The sequence below is a fragment of the Paracoccus sp. SSK6 genome, assembly GCF_039770665.1.
GTDB lineage: Bacteria > Pseudomonadota > Alphaproteobacteria > Rhodobacterales > Rhodobacteraceae > Paracoccus.
The window spans coordinates 48,078-66,159 of sequence record NZ_JBDPNJ010000003.1; the positions used below are offsets into that span (position 1 = coordinate 48,078).

Sequence of the window (18,082 nt, forward strand, 5' to 3'; positions counted from 1 at the left end):
CGTTTCCTGTGCCTGTCATGGTGACCGGAATGCAGCGACTGCACGTATTTGGCAAGCCTGTTCGGACCTGTTCAACCCTTGGGGTCCAGCCAATCCCCCGTTCCCATCAGCCCCAGATCAAGCAGTTGCCGCCAGTCGCGATACCGGGCCGAGCCTTCGTGCCACAACACGGGCGCCCTCGCGACGGCGGCATGATAGTCGCGATAGGCGCCGGGGTCGATGAAATGCTGGCCGCGCCCCAGTTCCTCGGCCGCGCGGGCGGCGCTGTCGGGCAGGAACTTGCCATGCAGAAGGATGCCCGACAGGCGCGGATCGCCGGGACCGTCATATTCGTCGTTCAGGCGCGGCGGCAAAGCCGAATGGGTCGAATTGACATAGGCGTATCGCCAATGCCAGCGCACCAGCGGCAGCTTGTTCAGCGTCGGCCCGCGTGCGGGCGCATCGGGAAAGAACACCCGTTCGCGCACCCCGCCCCGCAGGATGCGGTTGCGCTTGGGGGGCACGATTTCGCAGCGATAGGGCGCGGCGTCGAACCAGGGCAGTTGCTGGGCCAACGGGGCTTCAGGACCGGCCTCGGCGCTGCCCAAGGGGCCTTTGGGGTACAGGTCCAGCATCATCGCGCCCATGGCGGGGCGGCGGATGGCGTCCAGATGGGCGACCAGATCGGGCAGCGGGCGGCGGTCCCAATCGGGATAGATCAGCAGTTCATCGGCATCGACGGTCAGGCACCAATGGCCATGTCCGTGGCGCATCAGCAGCGCCCCCAGCCAGTCCATGCCAAAGCGTGCCGCGCGATAGGGGCCTGCCGACCGCCACAGCGACACGTCCGGCTGGCCGCGCAGAAAGCCGTCGGTCCCGTCCGTGCTGCCATTGTCCACGATCAGGAAATGCCGGACGCCAAGCCTGCGGTAATGGTCCAGGAACTGCGGCAGGCGCAGCATCTCGTTGCGCACCGTCACAAAGCACAGGATGTCGCCCCGCCGGATCGCTGCCGTGCGGTCGGCCATCGGCGTCAGGGCGCCCCCCGCCCGGATGCAGCGCCACAGCAGCTTGCGCCGCTTCCACCGCTGCCGCCAGGCCGACCATGCCCGCCGCACGGGCCTTGGGCGGCCACCGTTCACGCCCGATAGGCGCCGTTCTGGTGCCAGCGCCAGGCGTCCGCGATCATCTGCGGCATCGTGGATCTGTGCGGCTGCCAGCCAAGCTCGGCCTTGGCGCGGGTGCTGCCGCAGACCAGCTTGATCGCGTCGCCCCCCCGGCGCGGGCCATCGACCATCGGCACCGGGCGGTTGGTGACATGGCGGGTGGCGTCCACGACCTCTCGGACCGAGAAGCCCGTTCCCGTGCCCAGGCAGAAGATCCGGCTGCCGCGCCCCGCGCGCAGCCATTCCAGCCCCTGCACATGGGCATCGACCAGATCCATCACATGGACATAATCACGGATGCAGGTACCGTCCGCCGTCGGATAATCGGTGCCATGCACGGTCAGCGCGGCGCGCTTGCCATCGACGGCGTCCAGGATCAACGGGATCAGATGCGTCTCGGGGCGGTGATGTTCGCCCACCTCTCCGTCAGGATCGGCGCCCGCCACGTTGAAATAGCGGAAGATCACCGACCGCAAACCGTGGGACGCGCCGAAATCGGCCAGCATGTCTTCGATCGCGCGCTTGGAGGCGCCATAGGCGTTCAGCGGCGCTTGGGGCGTGTCCTCGTCCAGAACCTCGCCGTCGCGGTCGCCATAGGTGGCGCAGGTGGAACTGAAGACGAAATCCAGGCAGCCCGCGTCAATGGCAGCCTCGATCAGGTTCAGCGATCCGCTGACATTGTTGCGCCAGTATTTTCCCGGCTCAGCCATCGCCTCGCCCACCTGGCTGAGGGCTGCGAAATGCAGGACCGCCACGGGCTTGTATTCGGCAAATGCCGCATCCAGCGCCGCGCGGTCCAGCAGGTCGGCCTGCACGAAGGGGCCGAACTTCACCGCGTCGCGCCAGCCGGTGGACAGGTTGTCCAACGTCACCGGGGCGTAACCCGCGCGCGTCAGGGCCTTGCAGGCGTGCGAGCCGATATAGCCCGCACCCCCCGTTACCAGAACCGTCTGCGACATGCGTTATTCGGCCGCCCGGCGCATCGACATGATGTCATGCAGGTATTCCGAAAACTCCTCCTTCAGCTCGTCCCGTTCCAGGCCGAAGGCCACGGTCGCCTGCAGGAAGCCCGCCTTCGACCCGCAGTCGAACCGCTGGCCGCGGAAGCGCAGGCCATAGACGCCGCGCCCGGCCTCGATCTCGTCGGCGATGGCGTCGGTCAACTGGATTTCCCCGCCCGATCCGGCCTTCAGCTTGTTCAGGTTCCGCATGACGGTCGGCGCCAGGATATAGCGCCCGATCACCGCCAGGTTCGACGGCGCCGTGCCCAGCGGGGGCTTTTCGACCATGCCGCGCGCCTTGACGATGGCGCCCATGTCCTCGGCCACGTCCAGGACGCCATAGGCCGAGGCCTTTTCGGGCGACACTTCCATGGTGGCGACCATGCTGCCCCCGGTCTCGCCATAGGCTTCGATCATCTGCTGCAGGCAGGGCGGCTCGCCCATGATCACGTCGTCGGTCAGGACCACCGCGAAGGGTTCGTCATCGGTCAGCAGCCGGCGCGCGCACCAGACGGCATGGCCCAGGCCAAGCGCCTTGTGCTGGCGGATATAGGCAATGGCGCCCGATTCCATGTTGGTGCCACGCAGGGTTTCCAGCAGGTCGGTCTTGCCGGATTTCTTCAGGCTGCTTTCCAGTTCATGGGCGTGGTCGAAGTAATCCTCCAGCGCGCCCTTGCCGCGCGAGGTGACGAAGATGAACTCGGTGATGCCCGCCGCCCGCGCCTCGTCGATCGCGTACTGGATCAGCGGCCGGTCCACCAGCGTCATGATCTCTTTCGGGATGCTCTTGGTGGCGGGAAGAAAGCGCGTGCCCAGACCAGCTACGGGGAAGATGGCCTTGGTTACCTTACGAGTCATGCGTGACACCTTTGTTCGATCCTTGCGGCAGCCAGAGGGCTGAACGCAGCATAACGCCAAGTCACCCACAAAGGCTGCATGCCGCAAGCCGGATCATAGCGGGATCGGCAGCTTGGCGCCAATGCAATCGCCAGGATCCGCGGCTGAATTTCAGCAAATGCGGCCGTTTGCGGGTTTGGCGGCCTCAGTCCAGCCCCATCGCCCCCATCATGGCCTCCAGGCGCGGGACATCCTCGGGGTTGTTCAGTTCCCAGAACTGGCGGCCGCGCGATTCGACTTCGACACAAAGGATCCGGCGGCCGCGTTCCAGAAAGCGCAACTGTTCCAGGCCTTCCAGCCGTTCCAGCCGCCCCTCGTCCCAGGCGGCGTATTTGGCCAGGGCGGCGGGTCGATAGGCATAGACGCCGACATGGTGGAAGACCGGGCTTGGATCATCCTCCCCGAAATCCCCTGCCGCGAAGGGGATCACTTCCTTGGAAAAATAAAGCGCCTGGCGGTCATGGCCGAAGACCGCCGTGGTCCCGCCCACGCGGCCCGCATGGCGGTCGGCGATCAGGTCGGCGCGCATCCGGCCCGTGCAGCGCAGCACCGGGGTCGCCACGTCGGACGCGGGATCGGCGCGAAGACCCGCCACCAGATCCTCGACGAACCAGGCGGGGGTCAGGGGCGCGTCGCCCTGCAGGTTGACCACGATCTCGGGCAAAAGCCCCAGGTTGGCCACGGCCTCGGCGCAGCGTTCGGTGCCGTTGCGGCAGGCCGTGCTGGTCATCACCACCTCGGCCCCGAAGCCTTCCGCATGGTCGCGGATGCGGGTGTCGTCGGTGGCCACCACCACCCGGTCCACGCCGCTGACCGCCATGGCCGCGTCCCAGCTGCGCCGGATCAGGCTGCGCGCCTGGCCGGACGCGCCGCGCAGGTCCACAAGCGGCTTGCCCGGATAGCGGGTCGAGGCATGGCGGGCGGGAATGACGATCAGCACCGACATGTCAGGCCCGCACCAGCAACACGCCCGGCGCATAGGCGATGAAGAACGGGTTTTCGAAGCCAGGCTTGCCATAGGTCAGGGGCGTGTGGTCGTCAAAGCGCACGACCTCTCCGCCCGCGCCGCGCAGGACCGCGTCGCCCGCCGCCGTGTCCCATTCCATGGTCCGGCCCAGGCGGGGATAGAGATCCGCCTCTCCGGTGGCGACCAGGCAGAATTTCAGCGAGGATCCGGCACTGGTCATGTCGCGCACGGCGTATTGCGCGATGTAATCGTCGGTTGCCGCGTCCCGGTGCGATTTCGACGCCACCACCATCAGCCCGCGATTGTCGGGGATCGGATTGACGCCGATGGGAACACACTGGCCGGGCGTGTCGCCAAAGGGCCCCTGCTCCTCGACCGAGCGGCCGTCGGCGGTGGTATAGAACAGCCGCCCCTTGGCAGGCGCATAGACCACGCCGCGCAGGGGCACGCCGTTTTCGACATAGGCGATGTTGACGGTGAAATCGCCGCGCCGCTGCACGAATTCCTTGGTGCCGTCCAGCGGATCGACGATCAGGAAGGTGCGCGCCGACTGGCCGTGGCTGGCGGCCTGTTCCTCGGTCACCAGGGGGATATCGGGAAAGGCCGCGCGCAGCCCTTCGGCGATCAGGGCGTCGGCGGCCTCGTCCGCGGCGGTGACGGGCGAATCGTCGGACTTGGCGCGGACATCGAAATCTTCGGCCTCGTAGATCTCCATGATGCGCGCCCCGGCCTGCAAGGCCAGGCGCCGCATTTCCCCCGTCAGTCGTTCAAATTGCATCCAGTTTCCTTCCGCGACGACCGGCCTGGCACCGCCCCGCCGATTGTGACGGGGGCCGGATCCCCTTATGCTCGGGGCGGCCGGCTTGGGCAAGCGCCCGCAGGCTGGACGGCGAAAGGTGGGCGCAGGCTTTGTTCAACGGGCGGAAGAACGACACGATCATCCAGGCTGCGGGAACGACGCTGGCCTTGATCTATCACCAGACGGTCTACAACCTGCGCAACGACCATCGCAACGCGATCCTGGGCCTGTTGCTGACCATCCTGCAGTCGGGCGTCTTCCTGATGGCCTTCCTGCTGATCTACCTGGTCATGGGGGTGCGCAATTCGCCGATCCGGGGCGATTTCATGATGTACCTGCTGTCGGGCATCTTCATGTTCATGGTCCATGTCCAGGCCTCGGGCGCGGTGGCGGGCAGCCATTCGGTGTCGGGCGGGCTGATCAAGCACGAACCGCTGAACCCCGCGATCCTGATCGCCTCGGCCGCGCTTGCGGTGCTGTACCGCCAGACGATCAGCACCATCGCGATCCTGTGGCTGTATCACGTGGTGATCGCGCCGATCCATTTCGACTACTGGCCGGGCTGCCTGGCGATGTATCTGCTGTCGTGGTTTTCCGGCGCCTGCATCGGGCTTGTGTTCCTGGGCATCCGTCCCTGGTCGCCGCGCGCGTCCAAGCTGATGACTACGGTCTTCCAGCGCATCAACATGTTCGGATCGGGCAAGATGTTCGTGGCGAACGTGCTGCCCAACATGCTGCTGCCCTGGTTCATCTGGAACCCCCTGTTCCACATCATCGACCAGCAGCGGGGCTTTCTGTTCATCAACTACACGCCGCTGAAGACCGACCCGCTTTACGCGCTGTGGTTTTCGCTGGCCGCGATGATGCTGGGCCTTCTGATCAACTTCACCACCCGCAAATACGAATCGCTGAGCTGGAGCGCGGCTGACTGAAGCCGCGCAAATTGCCCGCATCCGGCGCTTGCGGGCCTGAAAACCATGCCTATATACAGCCCCGAAGCGTCCGGGTTCCCGGACCTGACCGAAGTTTTTGGGATCGGGCCTCGGGGGCCGCAACGGACCCGAAGTCCAGACAATCGCCGCAAGAAGGAAACATGTATGTCTAAAGTCATCGGCATCGACCTCGGCACCACGAACAGCTGCGTCGCGATCATGGACGGCAGCCAGCCCAAGGTCATCGAGAACAGCGAAGGCGCCCGCACCACGCCCTCGATCGTGGGCTTCACGGATGGCGAGCGCCTGGTCGGCCAGCCTGCCAAGCGCCAGGCGGTCACGAACCCCACCAACACCGTTTTCGCCGTCAAGCGCCTGATCGGCCGCCGCGTCAATGACGAGGCCGTGGAAAAGGACCGCAAGCTGGTCCCCTACAACATCGTGGACGGCGGCAATGGCGATGCCTGGGTCGAGGTGAAGGGCGAGAAGTATTCCCCCGCGCAGGTCAGCGCGATGATCCTTCAGAAGATGAAGGAAACCGCCGAATCCTATCTGGGAGAGCCGGTGACGCAGGCCGTCATCACGGTGCCCGCCTATTTCAACGACGCGCAGCGTCAGGCGACCAAGGACGCGGGCAAGATCGCGGGCCTGGAAGTCCTGCGCATCATCAACGAACCGACCGCGGCCGCGCTGGCCTACGGGTTGGACAAGAAGGACAGCAAGACCATCGCGGTCTATGACCTCGGCGGCGGCACCTTCGACATCACCATCCTGGAAATCGACGACGGCTTGTTCGAGGTGAAATCGACCAACGGGGACACGTTCCTGGGCGGCGAAGACTTCGACATGCGCATCGTCAACTATCTGGCGGACGAGTTCAAAAAGGAACACGGCGTCGATCTGACCAAGGACAAGATGGCCCTTCAGCGCCTGAAGGAAGCCGCCGAGAAGGCCAAGATCGAACTGTCCTCGTCCTCGCAGACGGAAATCAACCAGCCGTTCATCAGCATGGACAAGAACAGCGGCACGCCGCTGCACCTGGTCATCAAGCTGACGCGCGCCAAGCTGGAAAGCCTGGTGGGCGACCTGATCAAGCGCACCATGAAGCCGGTGGCCGACGCCATCAAGGACGCGGGCGTGTCGAAATCCGACATCGACGAGATCGTCCTGGTCGGCGGCATGACCCGGATGCCCAAGGTGATCGAGGCCGTCAGCGAGTTCTTCGGCAAGGAACCCCACAAGGGCGTCAACCCCGATGAGGTCGTGGCGCTTGGCGCGGCCATCCAGGCGGGCGTGCTGCAGGGCGACGTGAAGGACGTGGTCCTGCTGGACGTGACGCCGCTGTCGCTGGGCATCGAGACCCTGGGCGGCGTGTTCACCCGGCTGATCGACCGCAACACCACGATCCCGACCAAGAAGTCGCAGATCTTCTCGACCGCGGAAGACAACCAGAACGCCGTGACGATCCGGGTGTTCCAGGGCGAACGCGAGATGGCGGCCGACAACAAGCTGCTGGGCCAGTTCAACCTTGAGGACATCCCGCCCGCGCCGCGCGGGTTGCCGCAGATCGAGGTGACCTTCGACATCGACGCCAACGGCATCGTGTCCGTCAGCGCCAAGGACAAGGGCACCGGCAAGACGCAGAACATCACCATCCAGGCTTCGGGCGGTCTGACCGACGAGGATATCGAGCGGATGGTGAAGGACGCCGAGGCCAATGCCGACGCCGACAAGTCCCGCCGCGAACTGGTCGAGGCGAAGAACCAGGCCGAAAGCCTGATCCATTCGACCCGGAAATCGCTGGAGGAACATGGCGACAAGGTCGATGGCTCGACGGTCGAGGCGATCGAGCTGGCCATCGGTGCGCTGGAGGAATCGCTGAAATCGGACGACGCGGGCAAGATCCGCGGCGGCATCCAGAACGTGATGGATGCGTCGATGAAGCTGGGCGAAGCCATCTACAAGTCGCAGCAGTCGTCGAACGACAGCAGCGACGACGATGGCGACCAGCCCCGCAACGTCGATGACGACATCGTGGATGCCGATTTCGAGGATCTCGGCGAAGACAAGAAGCGCGGCTGATCCGGGCCGCACCCTCTCGGGGCCGGTCCGTGCGATAACGCGGGCCGGCCGTTTCGTTGGGGAACCAGACAGGACAGAAGATGGCCAAGCGTTGCTATTACGAGGTTCTGGGCGTGACGCGCGGGGCATCGGCCGAGGAAATCAAGAAGGCCTATCGCCAGAAGGCGAAGGAGCTTCACCCCGACCGCAACAAGGACAACCCCCAGGCCGAAGCCCATTTCAAGGAAGCCAACGAGGCTTACGATTGCCTCAAGGACGACCAGAAGAAGGCGGCCTATGACCGCTTCGGCCATGCGGCCTTCGAGGGCGGGGGCGGCGGCTTCGGCGGGCGCGGCGCCCATCCGGGCGACTTCGGCACCGCCTTCGCCGATGTGTTCGAGGATCTGTTCGGTGACATGATGGGCCGGCGCGGCGGCGGTGGGGGCCGGTCACGCGCGCAACGCGGCCAGGATCTGCGCTACAACCTGCGCGTCAGCCTGGAGGAAGCCTATACCGGGCTGAAGAAATCCATCACCGTTCCGGGATCGGTCGCCTGCGAGGAATGCGAAGGCACGGGGGCCGAGGGCGCGACCCAGCCGACCGCCTGTCCCACCTGCGCCGGCATGGGCAAGGTCCGCGCCCAGCAGGGCTTCTTCACCGTCGAGCGCACCTGCCCCACCTGCGGCGGCCAGGGCCAGATCGTCAAGAATCCCTGCAAGGCCTGCCACGGCGCGGGCCGGACCGAACGCGAGCGCACCCTGTCCGTCAACATCCCGGCGGGCGTGGAAACCGGCACCCGCATCCGCCTGGCAGGCGAGGGCGAAGCAGGCTTGCGCGGCGGTCCTGCGGGCGACCTCTATATCTTCATCGAGGTCAAGGAACACGCGATCTTCCTGCGCGACGGCAAGATCCTGGCCTGTCAGGTGCCCGTCAGCATGGCGACCGCCGCCCTGGGCGGAGAGGTCGAGGTGCCCACCATCGACGGCGGCCGCGCCCGCGTGAAGGTTCCGGCGGGCAGCCAGTCCGGCCGCCAGATGCGCCTGCGCGGCAAGGGCATGCCGCCCCTGCGCCACGGCCCCGGCGCCACGGGCGATGCGGGCGACATGCTGATCGAATTGGTGGTCGAAACCCCGGTCAACCTGACCGCCCGCCAGCGCGAACTGCTGCGCGAGTTCGAGGCCGAACAGGCCGACAACAGCCCGCAATCCGACAGCTTCTTCAACAAGGTGAAAAGCTTCTGGGACGGCATGACGCGCTGACCCTCGCGTTAACCGTTTCTTCACCGGCGCGGGTCCATGCTGATGCCATGGACCCGAATCGCATCTTTGGCGAAATGCCCCTGCCGCTGTTCCAGCCCGCCTTGGACGAGGCCGCGCCCGTGCCGCTGCCCCAAGGCAAGGCGCCCTCCTATCTGGCCGATCACCGCGCCCGGCTGCGCGACCGCTTCATGCAGGGCGGCGCTACCGCCATGCCGGATTACGAATTGCTGGAACTGGTCCTGTTCCGCGCCATTCCCCGCCAGGATGTGAAGCCCCTGGCCCGCCGCCTGATCGAAACCTTCGGCGATTTCAACCGGGTGCTGACCGCCCCCGCCGCGCGGCTGGAACAGGTCGATGGCGTCGGCCCCGCCGTCGTGACCGAGTTGAAGATCGTCGAGGCCGCGGCGCAGCGCATGGCACGGGCCAAGGTCATGCACCGCCCCGTGCTGTCGGGCTGGGACGCGCTTCTGGATTACTGCCACACCGCCATGGCGCATCGCGAGATCGAGCAGTTCCGCGTCCTCTACCTTGACCGCAAGAACGTCCTGATCGCGGACGAGGAACAGGCGCGCGGCACGGTCGATCACGTCCCGGTCTATCCGCGCGAAATCATCCGCCGGGCGCTGGAACTGAACGCCTCGGCGCTGATCCTGGTCCACAACCACCCTTCGGGCGATCCCACGCCCTCGGACGCGGACATCGCCATGACCGCCCGCATCGCCCAGGCCGCCGACAGCATGGGAATCACCATCCACGACCACCTGATCATCGGCAAGTCGCGCGAACTTTCCTTCCGCAGCCAAGGGCTGCTGTAACTTCCTCTTCATGAAAATATCCTCAGGGGGTGAAGGCCGCGCCAGCGGCCGTGGGGCTGAAAGCCCCCTGCCTGCCCCGGACTTGCCCCGGACCTGCGTCGAAATGCCCGCGACAAATTTCCAACAGCGGCTGGCCGATGCGCCAGGCCGGGCCGGCTTACCCGCTGGACTGACGGATAATTGAAGGCTAGAACCGCCCCCGCGAAGGCTGCGACGATGCGCGGCCCGGATTGTCGTATCGGCCGGTCACTCCGGCCCGAATTGGAGAATACACCCGTGTCCCACGCAGACGAACACGTAGGCACCCGGAGGGATTTCCTCTACTATGCCACGGCGGGCGCAGGCACGGTGGCTGCCGGAGCCGCCGCCTGGACGCTTGTGAACCAGATGAATCCCTCGGCCGATGTGCAGGCGCTCGCCTCGATCCAGGTCGATGTCAGCGGGGTCGCGGAAGGCACCCAGTTGACCGTCAAGTGGCTGGGCAAGCCCGTGTTCATCCGCCGCCGCACCCCCGAGGAGATCGAGGCGGGCCGCGCGGTGGATCTGGGCGACCTGATCGACCAGAACGCCGAGAACGCCAACAAGCCCGGCGAACCGGCCACCGACCAGAACCGCACCTTGGACGAAGCCGGCGAATGGCTGGTCCAGATCGGCGTCTGCACCCATCTGGGCTGCGTGCCCATCGGTGATGGCGCGGGCGATTTCGGCGGCTGGTTCTGCCCCTGCCACGGCTCGCACTACGACACCGCCGGGCGGATCCGCAAAGGCCCGGCCCCGCAGAACCTGCACATTCCCGTCGCCGAGTTCCTCGACGACACCACCATCAAGCTGGGCTGAGGAGGGATCTCGATGGCCGGAATTCCGCACGACCATTACGAGCCCAGGACGGGCTTTGAAAAATGGCTTCACCGCCGCCTGCCGGTGGTCAGCCTGATCTACGACACCCTGATGATCCCCACGCCCAAGAACCTGAACTGGATGTGGATCTGGGGCATCGTCCTGATGTTCTGCCTGGTTCTTCAGATCGTCACCGGGATCGTGCTGGTGATGCATTACACGCCGCATGTGGACATGGCCTTCGCATCGGTCGAACACATCATGCGCAACGTGAACGGCGGCTACATGCTGCGCTACCTGCACGCCAACGGCGCCTCGCTGTTCTTCGTGGCCGTGTACCTGCACATCTTCCGCAACCTCTACTACGGCAGCTACAAGGCGCCGCGCGAAGTCACCTGGATCATCGGGATGCTGATCTATCTGGCGATGATGGCGACCGCCTTCATGGGCTATGTGCTGCCCTGGGGCCAGATGTCCTTCTGGGGCGCGACCGTCATCACCGGCCTTTTCGGCGCCATTCCGGGCGTCGGCGGCGCGATCCAGCAATGGCTGCTGGGCGGACCGGCCGTGGACAACGCCACGCTGAACCGCTTCTTCTCGCTGCACTACCTGCTGCCCTTCGTCATCCTGGGCCTGGCCCTTGTCCATATCTGGGCCTTCCACACCACCGGCAACAACAACCCCACCGGGGTCGAGGTGCGCCGCGCCAGCAAGGAAGAGGCGCAAAAGGACACCCTGCCCTTCTGGCCCTATTTCGTGCTGAAGGATCTGTTCGCGCTTGGCGTCGTGCTGATCGCCTTCTTCGCGGTCGTGGGCTTCATGCCGAACTATCTGGGCCACCCCGACAACTATATCGAGGCGAACCCGCTGGCGACGCCCGCCCATATCGTTCCCGAATGGTATTTCCTGCCCTTCTACGCGATCCTGCGCGCCTTCACGGCGGATGTCTGGGTCGTGCAGATCGCCAACTTCCTGTCCTTCGGCATCATCGACGCCAAGTTCTTCGGCGTCCTGGCGATGTTCGGCGCGATCCTGGTCATGGCGCTTGTGCCCTGGCTGGACACCAGCCGGGTGCGTTCGGGCCGCTATCGCCCGCAGTTCAAGTGGTGGTTCTGGCTGCTGGCCTTCGACTTCATGCTGCTGATGTGGTGCGGCGCCATGCCCGCCGAGGAGCCCTATGCCACGATCTCGCTGATCGCCTCGGCCTATTGGTTCGCCTATTTCCTGGTCATCCTGCCCCTGCTGGGCGTGATCGAGAAGCCCGAGCCGATGCCCGCCACGATCGAGGAAGACTACCTTGCGCATTACGATTCGCCCACGCGCATGGCCGAGTAAGGAGAGCGACACAATGATCCTGAGAACCAAGACGCTCTCGGCCGCTCTGGCCCTGGCGATCTCTGCCGGGGGCACGGTCCTTGCGCAGGACACGGCCACGCCCGCCCCGGCCCCGCAAGGGGCGGGGACGCAGCAATCGTCCGAGCCGACGGCCACCCCCGCCCCTGCCGGACAGTCAGGCGCAAGCCAGGCTCCGGCCGGAGCCGCCGCCCCGGCCGAGCCGGGCTCGGGCCAGTCGCCGACCGGACAGACCGCAACCGCGCCGACCCAATCGTCCGAGCCGGTCACGGTCCAGAACCCCGGCGAACAGACGCCGATGGAGGCCCCCGAGCTTCCCTCGGCTGACGGGACCAGCCCTTCGGCCGAACAGCCCGCCGCCACTGGCAACGCCGCCCCGGCCGAAGGCACGACGGAAGCCGCCCCTGCCGCCGAGGAAGCGCCGGCGGCCGAGGAAACCCCTGCCGCTGCGGAAACTCCTGCCGCCGAAGCTCCGGCTCCGGAGGCTCCTGCTGCCGAGGCACCTGCTGGCGAGGCACCTGCTGGCGAGGAAGCGGCCCAGGGGTCCGAGCCCGAGGCTGCCGGCCAGGAAGCCGGCAACGCGGTGCAGGTGACCGAGGGTGACGAAGCCGCCGCTCCGGCCGAGACGACCGGCCAGATCGTGGCCGAGGAAGGCCATGACGACGTCGAGGGTCAGGCCGAGGGCGAGGAAGACCATGGCGGCGAGCATGGCGCCGCGCATATCGAGGACATCGCCTTCAGCTTCGAGGGCCCGTTCGGCAAGTTCGACCAGTTCCAGCTGCAGCGCGGCTTGCAGGTCTATACCGAGGTCTGCTCGGCCTGCCACGGCATGAAGTTCGTGCCGATCCGCACCCTGCACGACGACGGCGGCCCCGGCCTGCCCGAGGATCAGGTCCGCGCCTATGCCGCCAACCTGACCCCCGTCCTGGATCCCGAAACCGGCGAGGAACGCCCCCGCCTGCCGACGGATCACTTCCCGACCGTCACGGGTTCCGGCATGGGCCCGGACCTGTCGCTGATGGCCAAGGCCCGCGCGGCCTTCCACGGACCCTACGGCACCGGGATCAGCCAGCTGGTGAACGGCATCGGCGGGCCGGAATACATCCACGCCATCCTGACCAGCTATACCGGCGAGGAGGTCGAGCAGGCGGGCACGGTGCTGTACCAGAACACCGCCTTCTCCAGCGGCAACATCGCCATGCCGCCGCCCCTGTCGGACGATCTGGTGACCTATGAGGACGGCACGCCCGCGACGGTCGATCAGATGGCCCGCGACGTGTCGGCCTTCCTGATGTGGGCCGCCGAACCCAAGCTGACCTATCGCAAGCAGGTCGGGCTTGTGTCGGTGCTGATGCTGGTCGTGCTGACCTCGCTGCTGTACCTGACGAACAAGCGGCTCTGGGCGCCGCACAAGCGCAAGCTGCACCGCAAGCACTAGGTGCTGCTTCCAAAGCAACAGGAACGCGCCCCCACCGGGCGCGTTTTTCATTGCTGGACAAGCCCGACGGTTCCAGCAACATCTGCCAAAGCAGCGAAGGGTGCGGTTTTATGGCAATCTGGAACCTTGGGTCCATCAACATCGACCATGTCTATCGGCTGGAGCACCTGCCCCAGCCGGGCGAGACGCTGGCCGCGCGCAGCTATGTCCAGGGCCTGGGCGGCAAGGGCGCGAACCAGTCCATCGCCGCTGCCTGCGCGGGGGCCGACACCCATCACCTGGGGGCGATGGGACAGTCGGACGACTGGGTCATCGACCGGCTGTTCAAGCGCGGCGTCCTGTCCACCGACATCCTGCGGATGAAGGACCAGGCCACGGGCCATGCCATCATCCTGCTGGACGGCCAGGCCGAAAACGCCATCGTTATCCATCCCGGCGCGAACCGGGCGATCACCCCCGACATGCTGGCCGGGCCCTTGTCCGAGATCAGGCCGGGCGATACGCTGCTGATCCAGAACGAGACCAGTTGCCAGGTCGAGGCCGCCCAGGCTGCGCGAAAGGCAGGCGCTCGCGTGATCTATTCCGCCGCGCCCTTCGACATCGAGGCCGTGCGCGCCATCCTGCCCCATGTCACGATCCTGGCCATGAACGCGGGCGAGGCCGAGGCGCTGTTTGCCGCCATGCCGGGCGATCTGCCGGTCGAGGGCCTGCTGATCACCCGTGGCGGCGAGGGGGCGGAATATCGCGACCTGACCACCGGCACCGTGCATCGCCAGGGGGCGTTCAAGGTCGATCCGGTCGATACGACAGGCGCGGGCGATACCTTCACGGGCTATTTCGCGGCATCGCTGGACCGCGGCGATCCCGTTCCCCAGGCGCTGCGGCTGGCCTCGGGTGCCGCCGCGCTGAAGGTCACGCGGCCGGGCGCAGGCGACGCCATCCCCGCCCTGGCCGAAGTGCTGGACTTCCTGGACGCTCAGCCCAGCGAATAGCCGGTGCCGCGCACGGTGCGCACCGGATTGTCCCCGCCGTTCTGCATCAGCGCCTTGCGCAACCGCCCCACATGCACGTCGATGGTGCGCGTATCGACATAGATGTCGCGTCCCCAGACCCGGTCCAGCAACTGTTCGCGCGTCCAGACCCGGCCCGGCTTTTCCATCAGCGTGGACAGCAGCCGGAACTCGGTCGGGCCCAGGTGCAGCGCCTGGCCCGCACGGAAGACGCGGTGTTCGGCGGCATCCAGGATGATGTCCCCGAAGGACAGTCTTTCGCCCATGCTGGCGGGCCGGGTGCGGCGCAGTTGCGTGCGCAGCCGGGCCATCAGCTCGACCACGGAATAGGGCTTGACCACATAATCGTCGGCGCCGGTCTCCAAGCCCCGCACCCGGTCGCTTTCCTCGCTGCGGGCGGACAGCATGATGATGGGGATCGACCGCGTCGCCGGATCGGCCTTGACCTGGCGGCAGACCTCGATGCCGCTGACCTTGGGCAGCATCCAGTCCAGCACCATCAGGTCGGGCTGTTCCTCCTGCACCAGCAGCAGGGCGTCCTCGCCATTGTCGGCGACGACGACGGCAAAGCCCTCGGCCTCCAGATTGTATTGCAGAACCTCGCGCTGCGCGCCCTCATCCTCGACCACCAGGACGCAGGGGGATTGCCGCGCCATCGCGTCAGGCCCCGGTCGCCGCGCCCGGGACGTTGTTGTCCTTGGGGCGGCTTTCGTCGGGCAGATCGCCGGTGACAAGATAGATCACCTGCTCGGCAATGGCGGTCGCCAGATCGCCCATCCGCTCGACGTTCTTGGCGATGAAATGCAGGTGCATGCAGGCGGTGATGTTGCGCGGATCCTCCATCATGTGGGTCAGGAACTCGCGGAACAGCGCGTTGTACATCTGGTCCACCTCGAGGTCGCGCTGGCGCACATCCTCGGCCAGCCCGGCATCGCGGCGGATATAGCTGTCCAGCGCGTCCTGGACCATCTTGCCGACCGCCCCGCTCATCCGGCGCAGGGCCAGGCCCGCGCCGTCGATGGGCGGCATCTGCGACAGGACATGGGTGCGCTTGGCCATGTTCTTGGCGTAATCGCCCACGCGTTCCAGCGAATGGGCGATCTTCATCACCGCCAGGACCATGCGCAGGTCGGTCGCGGTCGGCGCGCGCAGCGCGATCAGCCGGGCCGCGTCCTCGTTCAGTTGCAGTTCCAGCGCGTCGATGGCCTTGTCGCGGCGGCGGACCTGTTCGGCCAGTTCCTCGTCGCGGGTTTCCAGCGCGGTGGCGGCGTCCGAAATGGCGGCCTCGACCATGCCGCCCATCTTGACGGCCAGGGCCTGGATCGTTTCCAGGTCGCGGTCGAAGGCCGAGGAGATATGCTTCTCGCGGTTCATGAATCCTGCCCTTTTGAAATGTCAGCCGATCCGGCCCGAGATATAGGCCTCGGTCCGGCTGTCCTTCGGCCTGGTGAAGATGTCGTCGGTGTCGCCGTATTCGACCAGGTTGCCCAGGTGGAAGAAGGCCGTCTTCTGGCTGACCCGCGCCGCCTGCTGCATCGAATGGGTCACGATCACCACCGAGAACTGGCTGCGCAATTCCTCGATCAGCTCCTCGACCTGCGCGGTGGCGATGGGATCCAGCGCGGAACAGGGTTCGTCCATCAGCAGCACCTCGGGCGAGGTGGCGACGGCCCGGGCGATGCAGAGCCGCTGCTGCTGGCCGCCCGACAAGCCGGTGCCGGGTTCGGACAGCCGGTCCTTGACCTCGTTCCACAGCGCCGCGCCGCGCAGGGCCTTTTCGACGATGTTGTCCAGTTCCCCCCGGTTGCGGGCCAGCCCGTGGATGCGCGGTCCGTAGGCCACGTTGTCATAGATCGACTTCGGGAAAGGGTTCGGCTTCTGGAAGACCATGCCGACCTTGGCGCGCAACTGCACGGGATCGACGCGGCGGTCATAGACATCCTCGCCGTCCAGCAGGATCTCACCCTCGACCCGCGCGATGGGGATCGTGTCGTTCATGCGGTTGATGCAGCGCAGGAAGGTGGACTTGCCGCAGCCCGAGGGGCCGATGAAGGCCGTCACGGTCTTGTCCAGGATGTCCACGTCCACATCCTTCAGCGCGTGCTTGTCGCCGTAATAGACCTGCACCTTGCGGGCCTGGATCTTGATATCGGTCTGGGTCACGGCACTCTCCCCACGGTGGTTCGTATCATACATTGTGGACTCCTTCGGGGCGATTACCAACGGCGCTCGAACTTGCGGCGCAGCCAGATGGCCAGGACGTTCATGCAGAGGAGGAAGATCAGCAGGACGATGATCGCGCCCGAGGCCCGTTCGATGAAGGCCGGATCCGACCGCTGCGTCCAGTTGTAGACCTGCACGGGCAGGGCGGATGCGGGGTCGAACAGGCCCTGCGGCAGCCCGGCCGGCACGTCGCGGATGAAGGCCACCATGCCGATCAGCAGAAGCGGCGCGGTTTCCCCCAGAGCCTGGGCCAGCCCCAAGATCATGCCGGTCAGGATGCCGGGCGTCGCCAGCGGCAGGACATGGTGGAAGACCGACTGCATCTTCGACGCCCCCACCCCCAGCGCCGCGTCGCGGATGGACGGCGGTACCGCCTTCAGCGCGGCGCGGGTGGGAATGATGATGCGCGGCAGCGTCATCAGCGTCAGCACCAGCCCGCCGACGATGGGCGCCGATTGCGGCAGGCCCGCGAAGTTGATGAAGGCCGCCAGCCCCAGGATCCCGAAGACGATGGACGGCACGGCGGCCAGGTTCGAGATATTGACCTCGATGATGTCGGTGATGCGGTTCTTGGGCGCGAATTCCTCAAGATAGATGCTGGCCGCGACGCCGATGGGCACGGCCAGGACCAGCACCACCAGCATCATGTAGAAGGATCCCAGGATCGCCACGCCCACGCCTGCGGCTTCGGGGCGCTGGTCGGATGCGTCGGCATTGGTCAGGAAGTTCCAGTTGAAGCGGGTCACGATCATCCCGCGTTCCGCCAGCGCCTGCGCCAGTTGAAGCTGCTGGGGCGAGGTGTTGCTGTCGCGCGCGGCGCTGTCCATGGTCACGCGGCCCTTGAAGAAGCCGTCGATGCGGCCCCCCGTCAGCACGTCGAATTCGACGGTCTGGCCGATCAGGTCGGGGTTCGCCAGCACGCGGTTGCGGACTTGGGCCGAGGCTTCCTTGGAAACCAGCCCGTCGATGTCCTTTTCCGTCAGCCCCTCGATCTGGATATTCTCGCGCGCCACAGCCGCCTCGACCGCGGCATCCAGAACCTTGCCATAGGACAGGGTCAGCACCTTGGCCATTTCCGCCGGGTCGCGGTTGCCCTTGGGGTCCAGCACGGCAGCGTCCAGTGTGACGGGGATATTCAGATAGGTCTGGCGGAACGCTCCCGCGCCCCCTGTCAGGATCGTCGCCAGCAGCACCACCAGCGCGATCATGGAAATGGCGATGGCCGCGACGCCATACAGGCGGAAGCGCTTTTCGGCGGCGTTGCGGGCCTTGGTGCGCGCATCCTGTTCCAGAAGCGAGACGGGCTTACGGTCGGGCACGGCGGCCGATTGGGACAGCGGCATAT

Annotated in this window: 17 protein-coding genes; 8 read left to right on the top strand and 9 right to left on the bottom strand. The window is 66.2% G+C overall.

The window, feature by feature from the left end:
- Nucleotides 1-71: 71 nt before the first annotated feature.
- The 5 genes from AAIL68_RS03385 to cysQ all read right to left on the bottom strand — a co-directional run bounded on the left by AAIL68_RS03385 (nucleotide 72) and on the right by cysQ (nucleotide 4,788).
- A complete protein-coding gene (locus AAIL68_RS03385) occupies nucleotides 72-1,121 on the bottom strand; it encodes a glycosyltransferase family 2 protein (protein ID WP_347138091.1) in 1,050 nt (349 codons plus the stop codon).
- Entirely contained in the window at nucleotides 1,118-2,104 is a 987-nt protein-coding gene (gene galE, locus AAIL68_RS03390) for a UDP-glucose 4-epimerase GalE (protein WP_347138092.1), read from the bottom strand. Before galE ends, AAIL68_RS03385 begins: the two co-directional genes overlap by 4 nt.
- Before the next feature lie 3 nt (nucleotides 2,105-2,107).
- A complete protein-coding gene (locus AAIL68_RS03395) occupies nucleotides 2,108-3,004 on the bottom strand; it encodes a UTP--glucose-1-phosphate uridylyltransferase (protein ID WP_347138093.1) in 897 nt (298 codons plus the stop codon).
- A 184-nt stretch (nucleotides 3,005-3,188) separates the two neighbouring features.
- Nucleotides 3,189-3,989 carry a manno-octulosonate cytidylyltransferase gene (locus AAIL68_RS03400; RefSeq protein ID WP_347138094.1) on the bottom strand — a complete coding sequence of 267 codons (801 nt, stop codon included), beginning with the start codon at nucleotides 3,987-3,989 and terminating at the stop codon, nucleotides 3,189-3,191.
- 1 nt (nucleotide 3,990) lies between these two features.
- Complete coding sequence (cysQ, locus tag AAIL68_RS03405) at nucleotides 3,991-4,788, bottom strand: 3'(2'),5'-bisphosphate nucleotidase CysQ (protein ID WP_347138095.1); 798 nt, start codon at nucleotides 4,786-4,788, stop codon at nucleotides 3,991-3,993.
- 131 nt (nucleotides 4,789-4,919) lie between these two features.
- On the opposite strand from cysQ, the gene AAIL68_RS03410 reads away from it, so the two are divergent.
- The 8 genes from AAIL68_RS03410 (at nucleotide 4,920) to AAIL68_RS03445 (ending at nucleotide 14,496) form a co-directional block, all read left to right on the top strand.
- On the top strand, nucleotides 4,920-5,741 hold the full coding sequence (locus tag AAIL68_RS03410; protein WP_347138096.1) for an ABC transporter: 822 nt from the start codon (nucleotides 4,920-4,922) through the stop codon (nucleotides 5,739-5,741).
- A 165-nt stretch (nucleotides 5,742-5,906) separates the two neighbouring features.
- Nucleotides 5,907-7,823 (top strand): molecular chaperone DnaK, encoded by a 1,917-nt coding sequence (gene dnaK, locus AAIL68_RS03415; RefSeq protein WP_347138097.1) that lies wholly within the window; start codon nucleotides 5,907-5,909, stop codon nucleotides 7,821-7,823.
- 80 nt (nucleotides 7,824-7,903) lie between these two features.
- Complete coding sequence (gene dnaJ / locus AAIL68_RS03420) at nucleotides 7,904-9,061, top strand: molecular chaperone DnaJ (RefSeq protein ID WP_347138098.1); 1,158 nt, start codon at nucleotides 7,904-7,906, stop codon at nucleotides 9,059-9,061.
- Between the two features lie 47 nt (nucleotides 9,062-9,108).
- Entirely contained in the window at nucleotides 9,109-9,876 is a 768-nt protein-coding gene (gene radC / locus AAIL68_RS03425) for a DNA repair protein RadC (RefSeq protein WP_347138099.1), read from the top strand.
- A 276-nt stretch (nucleotides 9,877-10,152) separates the two neighbouring features.
- Nucleotides 10,153-10,713 (top strand): ubiquinol-cytochrome c reductase iron-sulfur subunit, encoded by a 561-nt coding sequence (petA, locus tag AAIL68_RS03430; protein WP_347138100.1) that lies wholly within the window; start codon nucleotides 10,153-10,155, stop codon nucleotides 10,711-10,713.
- Between the two features lie 12 nt (nucleotides 10,714-10,725).
- On the top strand, nucleotides 10,726-12,048 hold the full coding sequence (gene petB / locus AAIL68_RS03435) for a cytochrome b (protein ID WP_347138101.1): 1,323 nt from the start codon (nucleotides 10,726-10,728) through the stop codon (nucleotides 12,046-12,048).
- A 658-nt stretch (nucleotides 12,049-12,706) separates the two neighbouring features.
- A complete protein-coding gene (locus tag AAIL68_RS03440; RefSeq protein WP_347138292.1) occupies nucleotides 12,707-13,504 on the top strand; it encodes a cytochrome c1 in 798 nt (265 codons plus the stop codon).
- Nucleotides 13,505-13,614: 110 nt separating this feature from the next.
- Nucleotides 13,615-14,496, top strand: a complete 882-nt coding sequence (locus AAIL68_RS03445) for a ribokinase (protein ID WP_347138102.1) — start codon at nucleotides 13,615-13,617, stop codon at nucleotides 14,494-14,496.
- On the opposite strand, the gene phoB is transcribed toward AAIL68_RS03445, so the two are convergent.
- Genes phoB through pstA form a run of 4 tightly spaced genes read right to left on the bottom strand, consistent with a single transcriptional unit; the run spans nucleotide 14,481 to nucleotide 18,080 of the window.
- Entirely contained in the window at nucleotides 14,481-15,170 is a 690-nt protein-coding gene (gene phoB, locus AAIL68_RS03450; RefSeq protein ID WP_347138103.1) for a phosphate regulon transcriptional regulator PhoB, read from the bottom strand. The genes AAIL68_RS03445 and phoB overlap by 16 nt on opposite strands.
- A gap of 4 nt (nucleotides 15,171-15,174) precedes the next feature.
- A complete protein-coding gene (phoU, locus tag AAIL68_RS03455) occupies nucleotides 15,175-15,888 on the bottom strand; it encodes a phosphate signaling complex protein PhoU (protein WP_347138104.1) in 714 nt (237 codons plus the stop codon).
- Nucleotides 15,889-15,909: 21 nt separating this feature from the next.
- Nucleotides 15,910-16,710: a phosphate ABC transporter ATP-binding protein PstB gene (gene pstB, locus AAIL68_RS03460; RefSeq protein ID WP_347138105.1), complete on the bottom strand. Its 801-nt coding sequence runs from the start codon at nucleotides 16,708-16,710 to the stop codon at nucleotides 15,910-15,912.
- 20 nt (nucleotides 16,711-16,730) lie between these two features.
- Nucleotides 16,731-18,080 carry a phosphate ABC transporter permease PstA gene (gene pstA / locus AAIL68_RS03465; protein WP_347138293.1) on the bottom strand — a complete coding sequence of 450 codons (1,350 nt, stop codon included), beginning with the start codon at nucleotides 18,078-18,080 and terminating at the stop codon, nucleotides 16,731-16,733.
- Between the last annotated feature and the right edge of the window lie 2 nt (nucleotides 18,081-18,082).

Coding starts and splice junctions, on each gene's coding strand:
- petB (WP_347138101.1), top strand. CDS start 10,726: ATGGCCGGAATTCCGCACGACCATTACGAGCCCAGGACGGGCTTTGAA.
- radC (WP_347138099.1), top strand. CDS start 9,109: ATGGACCCGAATCGCATCTTTGGCGAAATGCCCCTGCCGCTGTTCCAG.
- AAIL68_RS03445 (WP_347138102.1), top strand. CDS start 13,615: ATGGCAATCTGGAACCTTGGGTCCATCAACATCGACCATGTCTATCGG.
- phoU (WP_347138104.1), bottom strand. CDS start 15,888: ATGAACCGCGAGAAGCATATCTCCTCGGCCTTCGACCGCGACCTGGAA.
- cysQ (WP_347138095.1), bottom strand. CDS start 4,788: ATGCAATTTGAACGACTGACGGGGGAAATGCGGCGCCTGGCCTTGCAG.
- AAIL68_RS03395 (WP_347138093.1), bottom strand. CDS start 3,004: ATGACTCGTAAGGTAACCAAGGCCATCTTCCCCGTAGCTGGTCTGGGC.
- phoB (WP_347138103.1), bottom strand. CDS start 15,170: ATGGCGCGGCAATCCCCCTGCGTCCTGGTGGTCGAGGATGAGGGCGCG.
- AAIL68_RS03400 (WP_347138094.1), bottom strand. CDS start 3,989: ATGTCGGTGCTGATCGTCATTCCCGCCCGCCATGCCTCGACCCGCTAT.
- pstA (WP_347138293.1), bottom strand. CDS start 18,080: ATGCCGCTGTCCCAATCGGCCGCCGTGCCCGACCGTAAGCCCGTCTCG.
- dnaJ (WP_347138098.1), top strand. CDS start 7,904: ATGGCCAAGCGTTGCTATTACGAGGTTCTGGGCGTGACGCGCGGGGCA.
- galE (WP_347138092.1), bottom strand. CDS start 2,104: ATGTCGCAGACGGTTCTGGTAACGGGGGGTGCGGGCTATATCGGCTCG.
- pstB (WP_347138105.1), bottom strand. CDS start 16,710: ATGTATGATACGAACCACCGTGGGGAGAGTGCCGTGACCCAGACCGAT.
- dnaK (WP_347138097.1), top strand. CDS start 5,907: ATGTCTAAAGTCATCGGCATCGACCTCGGCACCACGAACAGCTGCGTC.